At 58.6% G+C, this 15,084-nt stretch carries 13 protein-coding genes and 1 CRISPR repeat array; of the genes, 7 read left to right on the plus strand and 6 right to left on the minus strand.

What is annotated here, in order from left to right; all coding sequences use genetic code 11:
• Positions 1-152 precede the first annotated feature (152 nt).
• Together CYB_RS06415 and CYB_RS06420 are read left to right on the plus strand one after the other, a co-directional pair.
• Entirely contained in the window at positions 153-905 is a 753-nt protein-coding gene (locus CYB_RS06415) for a hypothetical protein (RefSeq protein WP_071818158.1), read from the plus strand.
• Between the two features lie 302 nt (positions 906-1,207).
• A complete protein-coding gene (locus CYB_RS06420; protein ID WP_011432973.1) occupies positions 1,208-1,957 on the plus strand; it encodes a YebC/PmpR family DNA-binding transcriptional regulator in 750 nt (249 codons plus the stop codon).
• Between the two features lie 53 nt (positions 1,958-2,010).
• Here the strand turns inward: CYB_RS06420 and CYB_RS06425 are convergent, their stop codons facing one another.
• Entirely contained in the window at positions 2,011-2,322 is a 312-nt protein-coding gene (locus CYB_RS06425) for a YbjQ family protein (RefSeq protein WP_011432974.1), read from the minus strand.
• A 411-nt stretch (positions 2,323-2,733) separates the two neighbouring features.
• Between CYB_RS06425 and rbsK the strand changes: the two genes are divergently transcribed.
• Positions 2,734-3,651 carry a ribokinase gene (rbsK, locus tag CYB_RS06430; RefSeq protein WP_011432976.1) on the plus strand — a complete coding sequence of 306 codons (918 nt, stop codon included), beginning with the start codon at positions 2,734-2,736 and terminating at the stop codon, positions 3,649-3,651.
• A gap of 254 nt (positions 3,652-3,905) precedes the next feature.
• Positions 3,906-4,649 carry a response regulator transcription factor gene (locus CYB_RS06435; protein ID WP_011432977.1) on the plus strand — a complete coding sequence of 248 codons (744 nt, stop codon included), beginning with the start codon at positions 3,906-3,908 and terminating at the stop codon, positions 4,647-4,649.
• A gap of 166 nt (positions 4,650-4,815) precedes the next feature.
• Here the strand turns inward: CYB_RS06435 and CYB_RS06440 are convergent, their stop codons facing one another.
• On the minus strand, positions 4,816-6,651 hold the full coding sequence (locus CYB_RS06440; RefSeq protein ID WP_011432978.1) for a DUF1565 domain-containing protein: 1,836 nt from the start codon (positions 6,649-6,651) through the stop codon (positions 4,816-4,818).
• A 165-nt stretch (positions 6,652-6,816) separates the two neighbouring features.
• Between CYB_RS06440 and CYB_RS06445 the strand changes: the two genes are divergently transcribed.
• The 3 genes from CYB_RS06445 (at position 6,817) to ald (ending at position 11,973) form a co-directional block, all read left to right on the plus strand.
• The gene (locus tag CYB_RS06445) at positions 6,817-8,043 is read left to right on the plus strand and encodes a pentapeptide repeat-containing protein (protein ID WP_011432979.1); all 1,227 of its coding nucleotides are present in this window, start codon (positions 6,817-6,819) and stop codon (positions 8,041-8,043) included.
• Between the two features lie 108 nt (positions 8,044-8,151).
• Complete coding sequence (locus CYB_RS06450) at positions 8,152-9,264, plus strand: LptF/LptG family permease (RefSeq protein WP_011432980.1); 1,113 nt, start codon at positions 8,152-8,154, stop codon at positions 9,262-9,264.
• 27 nt (positions 9,265-9,291) lie between these two features.
• Positions 9,292-10,549: a CRISPR direct-repeat array (repeat unit 37 nt; unit sequence GTTTCCGTCCCCTTGCGGGGAAAAGGTAGGGATCAAC).
• Between the two features lie 335 nt (positions 10,550-10,884).
• A complete protein-coding gene (gene ald / locus CYB_RS06455) occupies positions 10,885-11,973 on the plus strand; it encodes an alanine dehydrogenase (RefSeq protein WP_011432981.1) in 1,089 nt (362 codons plus the stop codon).
• Between the two features lie 37 nt (positions 11,974-12,010).
• Here the strand turns inward: ald and CYB_RS06460 are convergent, their stop codons facing one another.
• The 4 genes from CYB_RS06460 to rpsN form a co-directional block, all read right to left on the minus strand.
• The gene (locus CYB_RS06460; protein WP_011432982.1) at positions 12,011-12,784 is read right to left on the minus strand and encodes an ABC transporter permease; all 774 of its coding nucleotides are present in this window, start codon (positions 12,782-12,784) and stop codon (positions 12,011-12,013) included.
• A 76-nt stretch (positions 12,785-12,860) separates the two neighbouring features.
• Positions 12,861-13,697, minus strand: a complete 837-nt coding sequence (locus CYB_RS06465) for an ABC transporter ATP-binding protein (RefSeq protein WP_049749636.1) — start codon at positions 13,695-13,697, stop codon at positions 12,861-12,863.
• A gap of 274 nt (positions 13,698-13,971) precedes the next feature.
• Complete coding sequence (locus tag CYB_RS06470; RefSeq protein WP_011432984.1) at positions 13,972-14,604, minus strand: ribonuclease D; 633 nt, start codon at positions 14,602-14,604, stop codon at positions 13,972-13,974.
• A gap of 57 nt (positions 14,605-14,661) precedes the next feature.
• On the minus strand, positions 14,662-14,967 hold the full coding sequence (gene rpsN, locus CYB_RS06475) for a 30S ribosomal protein S14 (RefSeq protein WP_011432985.1): 306 nt from the start codon (positions 14,965-14,967) through the stop codon (positions 14,662-14,664).
• Positions 14,968-15,084 lie beyond the last annotated feature (117 nt).

Raw genomic sequence — 15,084 nt, forward strand, 5'->3', positions numbered from 1 at the left:
GACAGGGAGTTTGTCAAAGCTTCCCTATTTATCTGCCCCTATTTTGAAACCATTCGGAGCCGATACCCTATTTTTCTCCCTGCCTAGTGCCTCTCTGGCCGATGTCGGGTAGATTTGGCGGTAGCCATCGCTGAGGAATCGGTCAACGCTTTATGAACAGCCCGATCCAGGATTGTGAGCCCCCCGTTTCACCTCGCTCTAAGCAGGGCAGTCTGGGTTGGAGCCTTCCTCTAAAAGGTTGGGGATTTGGCTTGTTTTTCGGATCCCTAGTTTGGGCAGGATGGGCAAGTCAACTCCAGCTATGGGCCCAGCCGGTCGAACAGCAACCCCAGGAGGAAGTCCTTGTGCCGGGGCGCAATCTCGATCCTGGGGCGCAAATCCGGGTGCGTAACGAGCTGGTCAAGACCTGTGGGGACTATCGTTGCGAAGGCTATCGCTTTTCGGTACGGGTACCGATCAGCCCTGAAGACACCCTGGAAACTCTGCTGGGGCGGCTGGATACGGAGATGCTGCGGGAGGTGGATCGGGTGTTTCAAACTCGGCCCGATCTGAATCGGGTCATTGTCGATGGCTACGTCTTCTCGGGTACTCCCGCTTTTGTCAGCCGGGAAGTGCTGCTGCAAACAATGTTTGTGCCCCGTCACCGTTGGGAAGTGGGGCGCTTTGGGCCAGAGCAAGATGCGATTTTCTATGCCGAGCTGTTGGGACAGGTGACGCCCTTTCTAACTCCATCCCCAACCCCCACGCCTACACCTGGGCCTGTGCCTGGAGAAGGTGTGCCCCCTCTGCCCCCGCCTCCTGGGGAAACTCCTCCCATAGAGGCAACGCCTACCCCTCAAGAAACCCCAGCCGCTCCACCTCCACCTCAAGGGGATGTAATTCAGCGGCAGCCGATTCAGCCCTGATGGGTTTGTTGGGTAGCTGAGTCTGGGTTGTGAAGGATCCCTCGTTATAGTCATTTCAAACCAGATTGAGATACTCCCCAAGCGCTCCGCGCCGCTGCCCTTACCCCCAGTTTCTCTCTGGGAGAGGGAGTTAGGAATCGACATAACGAACCGTTTCACTGCTGTTTGAAATAACTAACTATAATTTGTGACCAGGCCGGTGCCCTCCCAGTTGCCGTGGGGTTGAGTCCTGAGCCGAGGTGATCTAGGCTTCAAAAGTGGAGGGATCCCTCCAATTCATTGCTTGACTGGTGTGTGGCGGCATGGCAGGACACAGCAAGTGGGCCAACATTAAACGGCAAAAGGCCCGTGTAGATGCCAAAAAGGGCAGCCTCTTTACCAAACTCTCGCGGGCCATCATCGTGGCAGCTCGCAACGGCTTGCCAGATCCGGATGGGAATTTTCAGTTGCGGGCGGCAGTGGAGAAAGCCAAAGCAGCGGGGATGCCCAGCGAAAACATTGAACGAGCCATTGCCAAGGGAGCCGGCAACTGGAGCGACGACAGCCCCCTGGAAGAAGTTCGCTACGAGGGCTACGGCCCCGGTGGGGTGGCTGTGTTGATCGAGGCCATGACCGACAACCGCAACCGCACGGCTGCCGAGGTGCGAGAAGCCTTCAGCAAAACCGGCGGCAGCTTGGGAGAAGCCGGCTGCGTGAGCTGGCTGTTCCGGCAAAAAGGGGTGATCAGCCTGGAGGAGGTGTTGGATCCCGAAGCCCTGTTGCTGGCGGTGGCGGAAGCGGGAGGAGACGACTTCAAGGTGGAAGGCACAGGAGCAGAGGTGTACTGCGACTACTCTTTGCTGGAGCAGGTGGCCACCTACCTGAAAAAAGAGGGCTACCCAGTGCAAGATGCGGCCATCCGCTGGATCCCATCCACTGAGGTGCATGTGGAGGATCCCGATACGGCCAAGTCAGTGCTTGCCCTGATGGAGCGTCTCGACAACCTAGACGATGTGCAGAATGTCTACGCCAATTTCGAGATCGACGAGGCGGTGATGGAAAGCCTGGCCTGAGAACAGGCTGCCATCATCTTCCGAGAAAGGGAAACCTTCAACAGAAGCATCCGTCAGCGGAGCTTAACGGCGGTGCCGGCGGCGGTAACGAGGATCATTGTCGTGCTCATGTTGGTATGAATGCTAACGCCTAGGATGCCATTTGCTCCCAAACGTTTGGCTCGCTGCTCCAACTCTTCCAAAACCTTTTTCTGGGCATTCTCGAAAACTTCTTCATAGGTTCTTGTGCGTCCCCCGATGATGTTGCGGAGGGTAGCAAGGAAGTCCCGTAGAACATTGGTGCCATAAACTACCTCGGCGGTAACAATGCCCAAGTAACGCTCAACCTCTCTACCTTGGAGCACGTCTGTAGTGGTCAGCAACATCAGCTTGCTTCCTGGGTCAACACCCACCAAGATAGTCGGGATCCTCAACCTTTGGAATCGGGTTCTTGCCCTGTGTTTTCAGCAGAGTGGCGATATGTCGAAGGGCGACCAATCCCTACAGATAACCGTTCCACAACGCATAGTCATTTATCTCACCGTTGAGGTGAAACAAACGACCGGTTGCTTCCTGCTAAGGCCTCCGGCCCGCTAGCGCGATCAGTTGAAATAGATGGTAATAAAAGTTGAAATAGATGGTAATAAAAACCACGACTGCTATCAGCCCTTGTCGCGTGGTAGGGCGCTCAAGGGGATCCCTGGCCAAGACCGGCGGCTGATACAATAGCTGCCCAGGGATCCAAACCAAAGATCTCTGGATCTCTGCTTTTCCAACAGGATTTCCCCACAAGCCCGATGGCAGGCCCGATCCGAGTGGTGGGTAGCTTGAACATGGATTTGGTGGTGCAGGTGCCCCATCATCCCGGCCCTGGGGAAACGGTGCTGGGATCCGACTACGCCACCTACCCTGGCGGTAAGGGAGCCAATCAAGCGGTGGCAGCGGCGCGGGCGGGAGCCCAGGTGGAAATGTGGGGAGCGGTGGGATCCGATGAGTTTGGGCGTCTGCTCCAAGAGAACCTGGAGCACAACGGCGTGGATACCCGCCACCTGAGGCAGTTGGAGGGGCCCAGCGGCCTAGCTTTGATCACAGTGGATCCCGGCGGGCAAAACAGAATCGTGGTCAGCCCTGGAGCCAATGGTCGCTATCTGCCGGAGCATTTGCCTCCCTTTACCCCAGCGGCCCTGCTCCTGCTGCAGCTGGAAATCCCCCTGCCCACTGTGCAGGCTGCAGCAGAACAAGCCTCTGCCCAAGGGATCCCGATTTTGCTCAACCCTGCGCCCATCGTGCCATTGCCAGGATCCCTGTTGCGCCAGGTTCGCTACTTGGTGCTCAACGAAACCGAAGCGGCTGCCCTTGCCCAATCCCCTGTGGAGACGCCGGAACAAGCCCAAAAGGTGGCTCAAGAACTGCAGAAACACGGGATCCCAGCCGTTATCCTTACCTTGGGAGGGGCAGGGCTGGTCTGGGCAGATGGGGAAGAAAGTGGCCATTGGCCAGCTCATCCTGTGGAAGTGGTGGATACCACCGCTGCCGGAGATGGGTTTTGTGGGGCCTTAGCTGCTTGTTTGGCTGCCGGGGGATCCCTGAGGGAAGCCCTGCGTTTTGCCAATGCCGCCGCTGCCTTGGTTGTAACCCGTGCAGGAGCCCAACCTAGCTTGCCCCAACGCTCTGAGATCGAGGCGTTTTTGGCCTCTGCCGTAGAAACAGCATAGACTGCTGCTTATCAAAAGTTTTCGACGTCTGCGGTGGAGAAGTTCATTGGCCGTTTGCGTGAGCGCTATGGGGAAACCGCAACCTCCACAGGACAGAGCGGGGCCAAATCCTTTTTCCGAGCTGCTACTCATAGCCGGCGGAGGGGATCCCTTGCTCCTTTTGAGTACTGCTCAATAGTGCCTTGCCTTCCCTTGTGGGTGTTTTTAGAGTTAGGAAGTGAAAAGAAAGTATTCGGTAACTCTGATAAAGGCCTGTGAGTACCCTCCTTGCTGAAGATGACGCTCTCTACCGTCAGCATGTTCATAGCCTGCTAACACAACATTTGCCTGAGTTCGGCCCGGTGTATATAGCCTCGAATGGTAGAGAGGCGTTGGAACTCTACCGCCAGCACCACCCCAGCTTCGTGTTGATGGACATTCGCATGCCTGAGATGACCGGGATCGAGGTAGCGCGGCAGGTTTGGTCAGAGTGCCCCAGCACGCGCATCATTTTTTGGTCGCATTTTGCCGATGAAGTCTATGTGCGGGAGCTGCACAAGATCGTGCCTCCGCAAACTGTCTATGGCTACCTTTTGAAAAATTGCACCGATGAAAAATTGGTCAGCGCCATCCAAGCGGTGGTGCAGGATGAGCAATGCGTGATCGACCGAGAGGTGCGCGGGGTCGATTCCCGTTCACAAAACAAAATCACCGGTCTCAGCGATGCCGAGTACGAAGTGCTGATCGACATTGCCCTCGGCCTCACCGACCAGGCCATTGCTGCACGGCGCTTTTTGTCCCGCCGAGGGGTAACCAACCGTCTGCGCAACCTCTACGACAAGTTAGAAGTCAGCAACGACCAAATTGAGAGCGACGAGTGGGGAACCACCTTCAGCTTGCGGGCCAGAGCCATCCGTCTTGCCTTCAAACGGGGGTTGATCAACGCCCAACTGCTGGACGAGGAGGAAGTGCATTTGGATCACTGGCTCAGCCGCTACCGACTGGATCCGTTGGACTAGAGAGGGGGTGTTCGAGCCGTCATCGCTCTTGGCAAGCACTTGTAGTCAATTCCCTTGCCAGCGACCAAGGAGACTTGGGCTCAATGGCTGGCCACCCCGCCAAAGAACTGGGATCAAAGCTCCCTCGTACCGCTATGGAGAAGCAAGCCGGCAGTGTGGGGGGTCGCTAGCGGAAAATCATCTCGGCAACCGCCTCAAAGCCGGCATCCAACAGCCGATCCAAGACCGACTGGGCCTGGCTGCGACTGTCGTACAGGCCCGCCTGCAACACTGTTCTGCCGTTGAAAACCGTTTCCACCGCCTCGGGGATGAGCTGCCGCAATCGGTTCAAGTCATCGCTGCTCTTGGGGGTCACCAACACGCGAAATTGAGTTGCCGTTCGCGTTGGCGAAACGGAGTCGTTACCCACAGCAACCACAGGGGGGGCAACTGGAGTTGTAGTGGGAGCAGAGGGAGTGGCCGGGATCCCTGCCGATGAGCGACGGGCCGGCGGGGGCAGAAGGGTGGTGATATCTGTGAGGGGAGCCGAGGGTGGCCTGGGAACAGGAGCTGCGGGGGCAGGGTCAGCCGGCTGGGCAGGTGTGGTAGAGCCATCGGGGGTGAAGGGGACAGCCACAAACTGCTCCCCCGGAGGTTGGGGCTGGGGAGTTGCCTGAGGGCTGGAGGGATCTGGCAAGATGCGCCCTCCGGATCCTTGGGGCGGAGAGGGGGGAACCGGGGCAGTAGACTGGGGCACCGTTAAAACCGGCAAGGTGGAGGGGGTCTCAGCCGCTGGCCGGGGATCCCTGGGAGTAGCCGGCTGGGCCGGAGCGCTGGGCAGAGCCAAAGTGCCAGGGGCAATGGGGCGGGGAGCGCTGTCGGGAAGGGCGGCAACGGTGGTTTGACCGGACAGATCCAGATCCCCTTTGGCTTTGCCCCGCAGTTGGTTGCCGTTGGCATTGAGGCGCAGGCCGCGGGTGGCGTTGTTGATATCGTATTGGCCGTTGCCCTCAAAGATGTTGTTGCCGGGATCCGTGGCCGTGCCCAAATCCGGCTGGGCAGTGGTGATGGCGGTGAGGCCGGTCTCCAAGTTCTGGGCGATGAGATTGTTGCGCAGGATGGGCCTGGAGCTGCCCCCGACGATCACGCCGGTACGGTTCTGCAGGATGCGGTTGTTGCGCACAATAGGCGCCGAGCGCTGGTCGATGGTGATGCCAAAGCCGGTCTCCTGGAACAGGTTATTGATGATGGTGGGCTGGGAGGTGCCCAAGACGGAAATGCCGTTGGCCCCGTTTTTATAGAAGCGGTTGCCCTCCACCCAGGGATTGGCAGCGCCGGCAATGAAGATCCCATCGTGGATGCTGCCCACAAAGCTGTTGTTGAGAATGCGCGGGGAGGCAGATTCCACCCAGAGGGCATAGCCGCGCCGCCCCTGGTTGCGCAGGGTAATTCCTCGCACTTCTGCGCCGGTCTCTGCCAGCAGAGCAACATTTTGTCGGCCTAGGGTCGGGCTCATGTAGGTACCGCCGCCGGTGATGAGATAGCCCTCTCCCAAGGTGGACTCGTCCCCACGCAAGGTGAGGCCGGCTTTCAGACGGATGGGGAAGGTTTCGCCGCTCTCCTCGCTATACACCCCAGGAAAAAGCTGAATGACGCTGCCAGCCTCAGCCCGCTGAATGGCATAAGTAATCGTCTTGAAGGGGTTATTGCGGGATCCATCCCCACGGGTATCGCTGCCGTTGGCTGCATCCACAAAAATGGCCGGGCGATTGTCCGGGAGAGGGGGAGCTTGAGGCAGGGTCTGCTCACCGGTAATGCCGGTGTCCAGGGAAGTTTGCGCCCAGCCGGGATCCAACTTTGCTGTCAGCAGTAAGGTGGTGCCAAGCATCAGAGAGGTTGCCAGCCGCGTCAGCATTGCAGAACGATGGCGCTGCGCCCGCAGGCCGGGCAGGACTGCTGTAGATTGGTGTTCGCCGGATTTCTGCAGACCAATAGGCAGTAAGGACAATAAGGAAGAGATCATGGTGGTTATCCTCACACCAGGCTGGGCTAGAGAAGAAAGGCCGAGGTTATCCTACCAAACTGAGTAGGCGGGATCCTGCCCTATCCGCCAACTCCAAATACGGACTAACGCAGGCTTTTTTTGCAAGTCTAACACTAGCCCTAGAGTAACCTCCCTGCTTGCGCCATGACCTACAGAACCCTTGCCCCCGAACATCTGCCCCAAGAGCCGTCGCTGGTTGAATCCGGGATCCTGCTGTCTCCGGTCTCACCGTGGCAACCCCTGATTCATCTGCTGCTGTTGGGGATCCCGGCCTTCTTGCTGCTCTTGGGAAAGCTGATGGCTCAGCCGGTCTTGGGCTGGGGGGCGGTGCTGGCTTGGCTGGGCCTGGCGGGCTGGTGGGGGCGACCGCTTTGGGTGCAGATCGGACGCCGTCTTTGGCAGTGGCTGACCACTTGGCCTCAATTGGCCTGGGCGGGAGTGGCCCTCAGCTTGGCCGTGATGGGAGGGATTGCCGGGAGCGGGCTGTTTTCTGCCTTGGGATCCCTGAGTTGGGAAGCAATTGGGGCTTTGGGAGAAGTGTTCGGGGCCACAGGCCAAATCTTGATTGCCATCCTGGCTGCCTACATTGCCTGGCGGCAGTACATTATCTCCCGCGATCTCACCATTCAGCAGAACATCATTACCCAGCAGCAGACCATCGACGCCTACTTTGAAGGCATTTCCAACTTGGTCTTGTCTCCCGATGGGCAGTTGGACGATTGGCCCCTGGAGCGGGCCATTGCTGCCGGGCGCACGGCTGCTCTGTTGAATGGGGTGGATCGCTTCGGCAAAGCCAAGATCCTGCGCTTTCTCTCCACTGCTAACCTGCTCAGCCCTCTGCGGCGGGATCAACACCTGGGCCGACCCATTCTGGACGGCAAAGGGGGTTACCAGCGGGATCGCGTGAACGGCATCCGGGTGGTCAGCCTGGGCACGATGCTGGAGGGAGCCGACCTGCATGGCACCCTGTTGCGAGCGGTGGATTTCAGCGAAGCCAGCCTGGAGCGGGCCAACCTGAGCGGCTGCGATCTCAGCCACACCAATCTGTGCGGAGCTAACTTGCGGAATGCCGACCTGCGCGGGGCCGATCTCTACCGCGCTTTGCTGTTTGTGGGATCCCCTCAGACAGCTTCCCCTGCTCAGCCAGGGCAAAAGCCCGATTTCAAGACCGGGGCCTACACCGGCGCCATCGTGGCAGGAGCAGATTTTCGCCAAGCTCACCGCCTTTCCCCCGAACAACGGGCCTACCTGGTCACCTGGGGTGCCAAGCTGGATCCCGAGTCCGAACCTCCCCTCAACTCTCCTAGGCCGCGTTCGGATCCTGCCGACAAAACAGAGTCGTTTCCCCCCCCTGCTTCCCCAAGCCCTTGAGCGAGAATAAATCGATAAGCCTGGTTCAGGGCTTTTGCTGCCGATTTTTCGGCCATTGCAACTCGCCTCTCCCTTGGGGATGAGGGCGATCCCCTTCGATTCTCAAACATGGCACGGTTGCTCACCAAGTTCTGGCTGCTGGAGCGCTATCTGTTTGGGGAGATGCTCACCCCGGTGCTGGCCGGTGTTGCGGGGGGAACCCTGCTGCTGCTGGTGGGCCGGTTGTTTACCCTGGCCGAGCGGCTGGTCGAGGGATCCGTCCCCCCCCTGACGGTGTTGCGTCTTTTGGTTTTGGATCTGCCGGAGATGGTGGTGCTGGGCATGCCCATTGCCGCCTTCTTTGCCACCATGCTCACCTTGGGCAAGCTGAGCGGCAACAGTGAGATCACCGCTATGCGGGCAGCCGGGATCCCTTTTAGCCGGATTTTCCGACCCCTGCTGCTGGTGGGGTTGGCCATGAGCTTGAGCGCTTTTTTCATCAGCAACGTGTTGCTGCCGGCCAGCAAACAGCAAATCCGCCAGATCGATCAGCAGGCTTTGCTGGCCCAGGCCACCACCCCGGTGCAATACGATGTCTTTTTCAAAACCGAAGACAACCTCTGGTTCTTCATCCGCCAAGTGGACCCCCGGTTGAATACCATGCAAGATGTTACGATTTTGCGGGTGGATCCCTTGCCGGGAGGCAAATACCAGTTGGTGGAAGTGACCTTGGCCGCTCAGGCAGTGTGGAACGGACTGGAGTGGAGCCTGAGCGAAGGGGCAACCCACCTTTACGGCCCCACGGGTCTCAGCATTGCCGAGCAAACGTTTCATCGCAAGCCGTTGCAAGTTTCCCAGGATCTGGCTGCCCTGATGCAGCCGCCGGTTCCCCCCAGCGAGTTGAGCTTGCCGGAGCTGGCAGAGCGGATTTCCCGCCTGGCCCGCTCCAATCTCAATACTCAGGCTCTGCGCACCGAGTTCCACATGCGCTTCTCCCTGCCCTTGGCCAGCTTTTTTGCCGTGCTGATTTCGCTCCCCCTGGGATCCACCACCGCGCGGCGGGTGGGACGCTACGGGGGCGTCGTCTTCGGGATCCTGTTGGTGTTTGGCTACTACGTGGTTCTGAGCGTGTCTCGCAGCTTGGGAGAAGTGGGAGCCCTTCCCCCTTGGGCGGCAGCCTGGAGCTTCAACATCTTGTTCGGCGGCATCGGACTGGTGCTGCTGGCCCGTTTCCTGCGCTAGGGATCCACCCTAGAATCCGCCAGTCTCAGTTCTCAAGGATGTCTCGAAGAAGGCAGGGATCAACTTTCCTTTCTCTCTCCTCTCGCCTCGCGTAGCTCAGGTTTCCGTCCCCTTGCGGGGAAAAGGTAGGGATCAACGAGCCATACTTCGACGGTGAAAAGGTGTACTGTAACGGGTTTCCGTCCCCTTGCGGGGAAAAGGTAGGGATCAACAGGAAGTTTAACCGTAAGGTTGCTAAATCCGCAACTGTGGTTTCCGTCCCCTTGCGGGGAAAAGGTAGGGATCAACTCATTACCTTAACGTGGAGCGGGGTTTAGGTAGCCGTGGCGATAGTTTCCGTCCCCTTGCGGGGAAAAGGTAGGGATCAACTTAGCGTGCTACCCGCCACTGCCCACGCTGGTGGGTATTTTATGTTTCCGTCCCCTTGCGGGGAAAAGGTAGGGATCAACGTACGCCCGAGAGGGGTGCAAAAAGGGCGGTATGAGTAGTTTCCGTCCCCTTGCGGGGAAAAGGTAGGGATCAACGTGTTCACCTGTCGAAGCCGTTCGGTCTGCGGGAAGTCTCCCGTTTCCGTCCCCTTGCGGGGAAAAGGTAGGGATCAACGACAGCAATATTCTGTACCAACAAATGGAAAGAACATGTTTCCGTCCCCTTGCGGGGAAAAGGTAGGGATCAACTGAACTAGTCTTATATAAGGAGTGCCTACCTCAGGCGTTTCCGTCCCCTTGCGGGGAAAAGGTAGGGATCAACGCCTACCTCAGGCACTCCTTTATTTTTTAGAGCAGGTGTTTCCGTCCCCTTGCGGGGAAAAGGTAGGGATCAACAGCGAAGGAGCGGATCCGCAAGGCGAAAGCCCGCGGATTCCGCGTTTCCGTCCCCTTGCGGGGAAAAGGTAGGGATCAACCTCGGTGTACCAGGTTACTGTCTTTCGGCACCTAGAAACCGGAGCCGTTTCCGTCCCCTTGCGGGGAAAAGGTAGGGATCAACATGGTGTTGACGGTAGCGGTGGTCGCTGGTACGATAGGGTTTCCGTCCCCTTGCGGGGAAAAGGTAGGGATCAACGTCCGGTCGGCGGCATTGGGGATCCACGCGACGTCGCGTCTGTTTCCGTCCCCTTGCGGGGAAAAGGTAGGGATCAACGGGTGGAGGTAAGTTTCTGTAGAGTTTACCGTTTACTGTTTCCGTCCCCTTGCGGGGAAAAGGTAGGGATCAACCCGGTTCGCCGCCAAGCAACCTCACTGTGGAGCAGTTTCCGTCCCCTTGCGGGGAAAAGGTAGGGATCAACCCTACCCCCGGAAAAGCTTGAATCCATGCAGTTTTCAAGGTGCGTTCGCGAGGGAGTACGGAGACTTCGTGACATAGATGTTAACATTGCTCTTGGGGATAAGCGCAAGCAAGAAAATTGGGCTTTCTGAGGCTGTTATGTCTTGTTTTCGTGCCAATCATGGCAAGAGATCTAGGTTTGCCCTTGAAATCTTGAGCTAACAAAATTAGCCTGGCGATTGCTTGCCCCGACAGATCGCGCACAAAACTTTACAATTTTCGCTCTCCTGCTCAGGCCAGGGATCCCATCGGGGAGAGAGTCTGTCTAGACTGGAAAGCAGCCCTACGGGGATCCCTATGCGAATTGGCGTGCCCAAAGAGATCAAAGAGCAAGAGTTCCGTGTCGGGCTGACACCGGCGGCGGTGCGGGTCTTAACCGAACAGGGGCATCAGGTGTGGGTGGAAACCCAAGCAGGCCAGGGGGCGGGCTTCACGGATGAGGACTACCAAAAAGCGGGGGCCAAGCTGGCTGTCACTCCTGAGGAGATCTACCGGCAGGAGCTGGTGGTGAAGGTCAAGGAGCCCCTGCCGGCTGAGTATTCTCTGCTCCATCCCGACCTTATTCTGTTCACCTATTTGCACTTGGCCGCCAGCCGCGAGCTGACCCAGGCGCTGCTGCAGTCGGGAGCCACCTGCCTCGCCTATGAAACGGTGGAATGGGCGGATGGATCCCTGCCCTTGTTGATGCCCATGAGCATGATTGCCGGGCGGCTCTCGGTGCAGTTTGGCGCCCATTACCTGACCCGACAGCAGGGGGGGCGGGGCGTGTTGCTGGGCGGGATCCCGGGGGTGCCGCCGGGGCGGGTGGTGATCCTGGGCGGGGGAACCGTGGGCACTGAGGCGGCCAAAATGGCCGTAGGCTTGGGGGCACGGGTGCAGATTTTGGACATTAACCTGCAGCGGCTGAACGAGCTGGAGCTGATTTTTGGCTCGCGGGTAGAGCTGCTCTACAGCACGGCCCAAAGCGTGGAAGAGTGTGTTCGCGAGGCCGACCTGGTGGTAGGGGCAGTGTTGGTGCCGGGAAGGCGGGCGCCGGTCTTGGTGGGAGAAGAGTTGGTGGCCCAAATGCGTCCTCGCTCCCTCATTGTGGATGTGGCGGTGGATCAGGGGGGGTGCATCGCTACCACGCGGGTTACCACCCATGCCCAGCCGGTTTACGAAGCCCACGGGGTGTTGCACTACGGCGTTCCCAACATGCCCGGAGCCGTTCCCTGGACTTCGACCCAAGCGCTGGTCAACGCCACACTCCCCTACATCCTCAAGCTGGCCAATCTCGGCTTGCCCGCTGCTTTGGAACAAGACTCGGCCTTGGCCAAAGGGCTCAACATCAGGGCAGGAAAGATCGTCCACCCGGCGGTGCGGGCCACTTTTCCAGATTTGGGCTAGCTTGTTCAGGCATCGGTGGGATCCCCTGGAGCAGATGCTACTGTCGCCAGGACAGGACATAGCGCTCCAAAGCCGCAAAAAAGGTGTAGAGCAAAATGCCCATAATGCCGAGGGCAGCCAAACCCGCAAAGGCCAAAGGCACATCAAAAGAAGAGCTGGCCGACACGATCAGGTAGCCCAGCCCCTGGTTGGAAGCCACCGTCTCCGAGATCACCGAGCCGACAAAAGCAAAGGAGATGGCCACCTTCAACGAGGCAAACAGGTAGGGCATGCTGTGGGGTAGCCCCACCTTGGTGAAAATCTCCCAAGAGCTGGCCCCCAGCGAGCGCAGCACATCTCGCATCTCGGCTTCCACCGTCTCCAGCCCCACCGCCACATTGACTGCAATGGGGAAAAAGGCCAGCAAAAAGGCCGTGATCACCGCCGGGATCGTGCCCAAGCCAAACCAAATCGCCAGCAGTGGCACCAAAGCCACCTTTGGGATGGTGTTAAACCCCACCAGCAGCGGGTACAAACACAGATGGGCCAGGCGGGAGCTGCCGATGATCGATCCCAGCAATATCCCCCCCACCAAAGCCAGCGCAAAGGCCAGCAGCGTCGAAGTGAGGGTGGTTAGGGAGTGGCGCAGAATCACCGGGCTCCACTGGTTCATGGCTGCGAGGATCTGGGTGGGCGCCGGCAGAATGAAGCGAGGAACGTTGAACAGCCCCACCCCCACCTGCCAGAGCACAAGGGTCAAAACGATGGTGACAGCGGGCAAGACCACAGAAGCCGTTTGGGTCTGCAAAAATCGGTCAAATGATTTTTTCATGGGATCCCTCGGCAGAAATGCGCGGTAACCTGTCCAGCAAACCTTTCCAGATTTTTTGGATCAAGGGCTCTTTGGCCTAATAGCTGCGCCGAATGTGCTGGCGCACTTCCGAGACCAAGCGGTGAAACTCGTCCGTCAGGCAGATCTCCAGCGGGCGTGGACGGGGCAGATCCACTTTGAGGGAAAAGATGATCTCGCTAGGCCGTGGCCCCATCACATAAATGGTATCGGAGAGGAAAACCGCCTCCCGCAAATCGTGAGTGATCAAAATGGCGGTGCAGCCGGTGCGCAGCCACAGCCGCTGCAACATTTCCCACATATCCTCGCGGGTAAAGGCATCCAAAGCGGCAAAAGGTTCGTCCAACAACAACAGCTCCGGCTGATGGATCAAAGCGCGGCACAGGGAAGCCCGCTGCCGCATTCCCCCAGAAAGCTGCCAAGGATAGGCTTTCTGAAAACCCTCCAAGCCTACGGTGGCCAGCAGCTCCAGCGCCGACTTCTCGTGCTGGGCCAGGTTTTGCTTGAAGGTGCGCTTGTAGGGCTCTACCACCTCCAACGGCAGCAACACGTTCTCCAGGGTTGTGCGCCAGGGCAGCAGCACCGGGTTTTGAAAGGCCATGCCCACACTCTTCAGGGGGCCGGCGATGGGCTGCAACTGAAAGTAGAGGGTGCCGCCATGGTCAGTGTTCAGGCCGGCCATCATCTTCAAAAGAGAAGTCTTGCCACAGCCGCTCGGCCCAACAATGGAGACAAACTCCGAGTGGGCAACAGAAAAGCTGACGTCGCGGATGATCGTGACTGGGGATCCCTTGGTGGGGTACTGCAGCGAGACGTGGCGCAACTCCAGAACGGGCTTGCCCGAAACAGCGGGGGAAGATAACCCACTTTGAACCACCCTCTGCGACTCCAACATTGACTCAACTCCAATGATTTTCATAGTGGCCCAAGTGAGGGCTGATCCCCCTGATCCAGACAGATGATGGCGGGAGCAATGAGGGTTGCAGGCCGGTTTATCTCGATTGGTATGGCCAACCCCATCCCCACTACATCAGAGAGAGGGGCAGCCAGCTGTGTTGCCAGATACTTTATGCGCCGGTGAGGTCCCCCCATGTTCAGCCTCAGGAGATGTGGGATCCCCGAGGGCCCGGTCATCGAAGACAGTGACTGTCTATCAAGTAAAGCCCCGCCTACTGATGTTCGAAGACGTTACTGAAGCCCAACAGATCCAGCTCTACCAAAGTAGGCAAATGTTGGAAACACTGCTGCGCCAACTCCCAGCGTTCTTCCCGCCGTAACATCTCCGCCAACTTGTGGCGCACCGGGATCAAATAGCGAACATCGTTGGCGGCATATTCCAGCTGTTCGGCGGATAGCGCGTGGACGGCTCCCCAATCGGAGCTTTGGGCAGTTTTGTTGAGTTCGACCCCGCACAGCTCGCTCACCACATCCTTGAGGCCATGCTTGCTGGTGTAGGTGCGGGCCAGTTTGCTGGCAATTTTGGTGCAAAAGACGGGCCACGCCCGGATCCCCAGGTGATAGCGCAGCATGGCCAGGTCAAAGCGGGCGTAGTGGAAGATCTTCTCAATGCTTGGAGCCATCAGCAGCTGCGCCAAAAAGGGGGCCTGCTTTACCCCGCGGCTCAGCCGCAACAGCACCACCTCACCGGCGGAGTTGGCGATTTGCACCACGCAAAGCCTGTCCCGCTGCGGGATCAGCCCCATTGTTTCTGTATCCACGGCCAGGTAAGGTTCCCTGGCCAGGGCCTTTGCCACTGCAGGGGTGAGATCTTCGTCGCAGAGCTGGAAAGGTTGCAGGCCCACTCAGGATCTCTCAAAAGGATGTTTTGGCCGTTCAACCAAGCGGCGAAGGTCGGGTAGCTACCAGCTAGACTTAACTACGCCTGGCAGTAAGCCTCGGTGGGCCATTTCCCGCAGGCTGTTGCGACAGAGGCCGAAATCGCGGAAGTAACCCCGGGGACGCCCGGTTTTCCAGCAGCGGTTGCGCAGGCGTGTGGGCGAGCTGGCCCGAGGGAGTTTTTGCAGTTGGGCGTGCAGCTCCATGCGGGTGGCCTGGTCGATGTTGGGATCGGCCATGGCCGCTTTCAGTTGTTGGCGCTTCTCCCGATACTTCTCGACCAAGCGTTGGCGCTTTTTCTCCCGCTCGATCATGCTCTTTTTAGCCACGGCTCACTGTTTCCCCAGATTTTTCAGCTTTACTAGAATAACGGGGAGCAGCGGCCCCAAGCAAGGGGATCCCAGGCCCGCCCACGGCCATCCTCGCCAATGTTCATCCCTCCTTTT

This window comes from Synechococcus sp. JA-2-3B'a(2-13) (assembly GCF_000013225.1).
GTDB lineage: Bacteria > Cyanobacteriota > Cyanobacteriia > Thermostichales > Thermostichaceae > Thermostichus.

Bases quoted from the DNA above. Each gene is read 5' to 3' on its own strand.
- CYB_RS06415 (WP_071818158.1), top strand. From the start codon at position 153: ATGAACAGCCCGATCCAGGATTGTGAGCCCCCCGTTTCACCTCGCTCT.
- CYB_RS06450 (WP_011432980.1), top strand. From the start codon at position 8,152: ATGGCACGGTTGCTCACCAAGTTCTGGCTGCTGGAGCGCTATCTGTTT.
- CYB_RS06445 (WP_011432979.1), top strand. From the start codon at position 6,817: ATGACCTACAGAACCCTTGCCCCCGAACATCTGCCCCAAGAGCCGTCG.
- CYB_RS06460 (WP_011432982.1), bottom strand. From the start codon at position 12,784: ATGAAAAAATCATTTGACCGATTTTTGCAGACCCAAACGGCTTCTGTG.
- CYB_RS06425 (WP_011432974.1), bottom strand. From the start codon at position 2,322: ATGTTGCTGACCACTACAGACGTGCTCCAAGGTAGAGAGGTTGAGCGT.
- CYB_RS06440 (WP_011432978.1), bottom strand. From the start codon at position 6,651: ATGATCTCTTCCTTATTGTCCTTACTGCCTATTGGTCTGCAGAAATCC.
- ald (WP_011432981.1), top strand. From the start codon at position 10,885: ATGCGAATTGGCGTGCCCAAAGAGATCAAAGAGCAAGAGTTCCGTGTC.
- rbsK (WP_011432976.1), top strand. From the start codon at position 2,734: ATGGCAGGCCCGATCCGAGTGGTGGGTAGCTTGAACATGGATTTGGTG.
- CYB_RS06420 (WP_011432973.1), top strand. From the start codon at position 1,208: ATGGCAGGACACAGCAAGTGGGCCAACATTAAACGGCAAAAGGCCCGT.
- CYB_RS06465 (WP_049749636.1), bottom strand. From the start codon at position 13,697: ATGTTGGAGTCGCAGAGGGTGGTTCAAAGTGGGTTATCTTCCCCCGCT.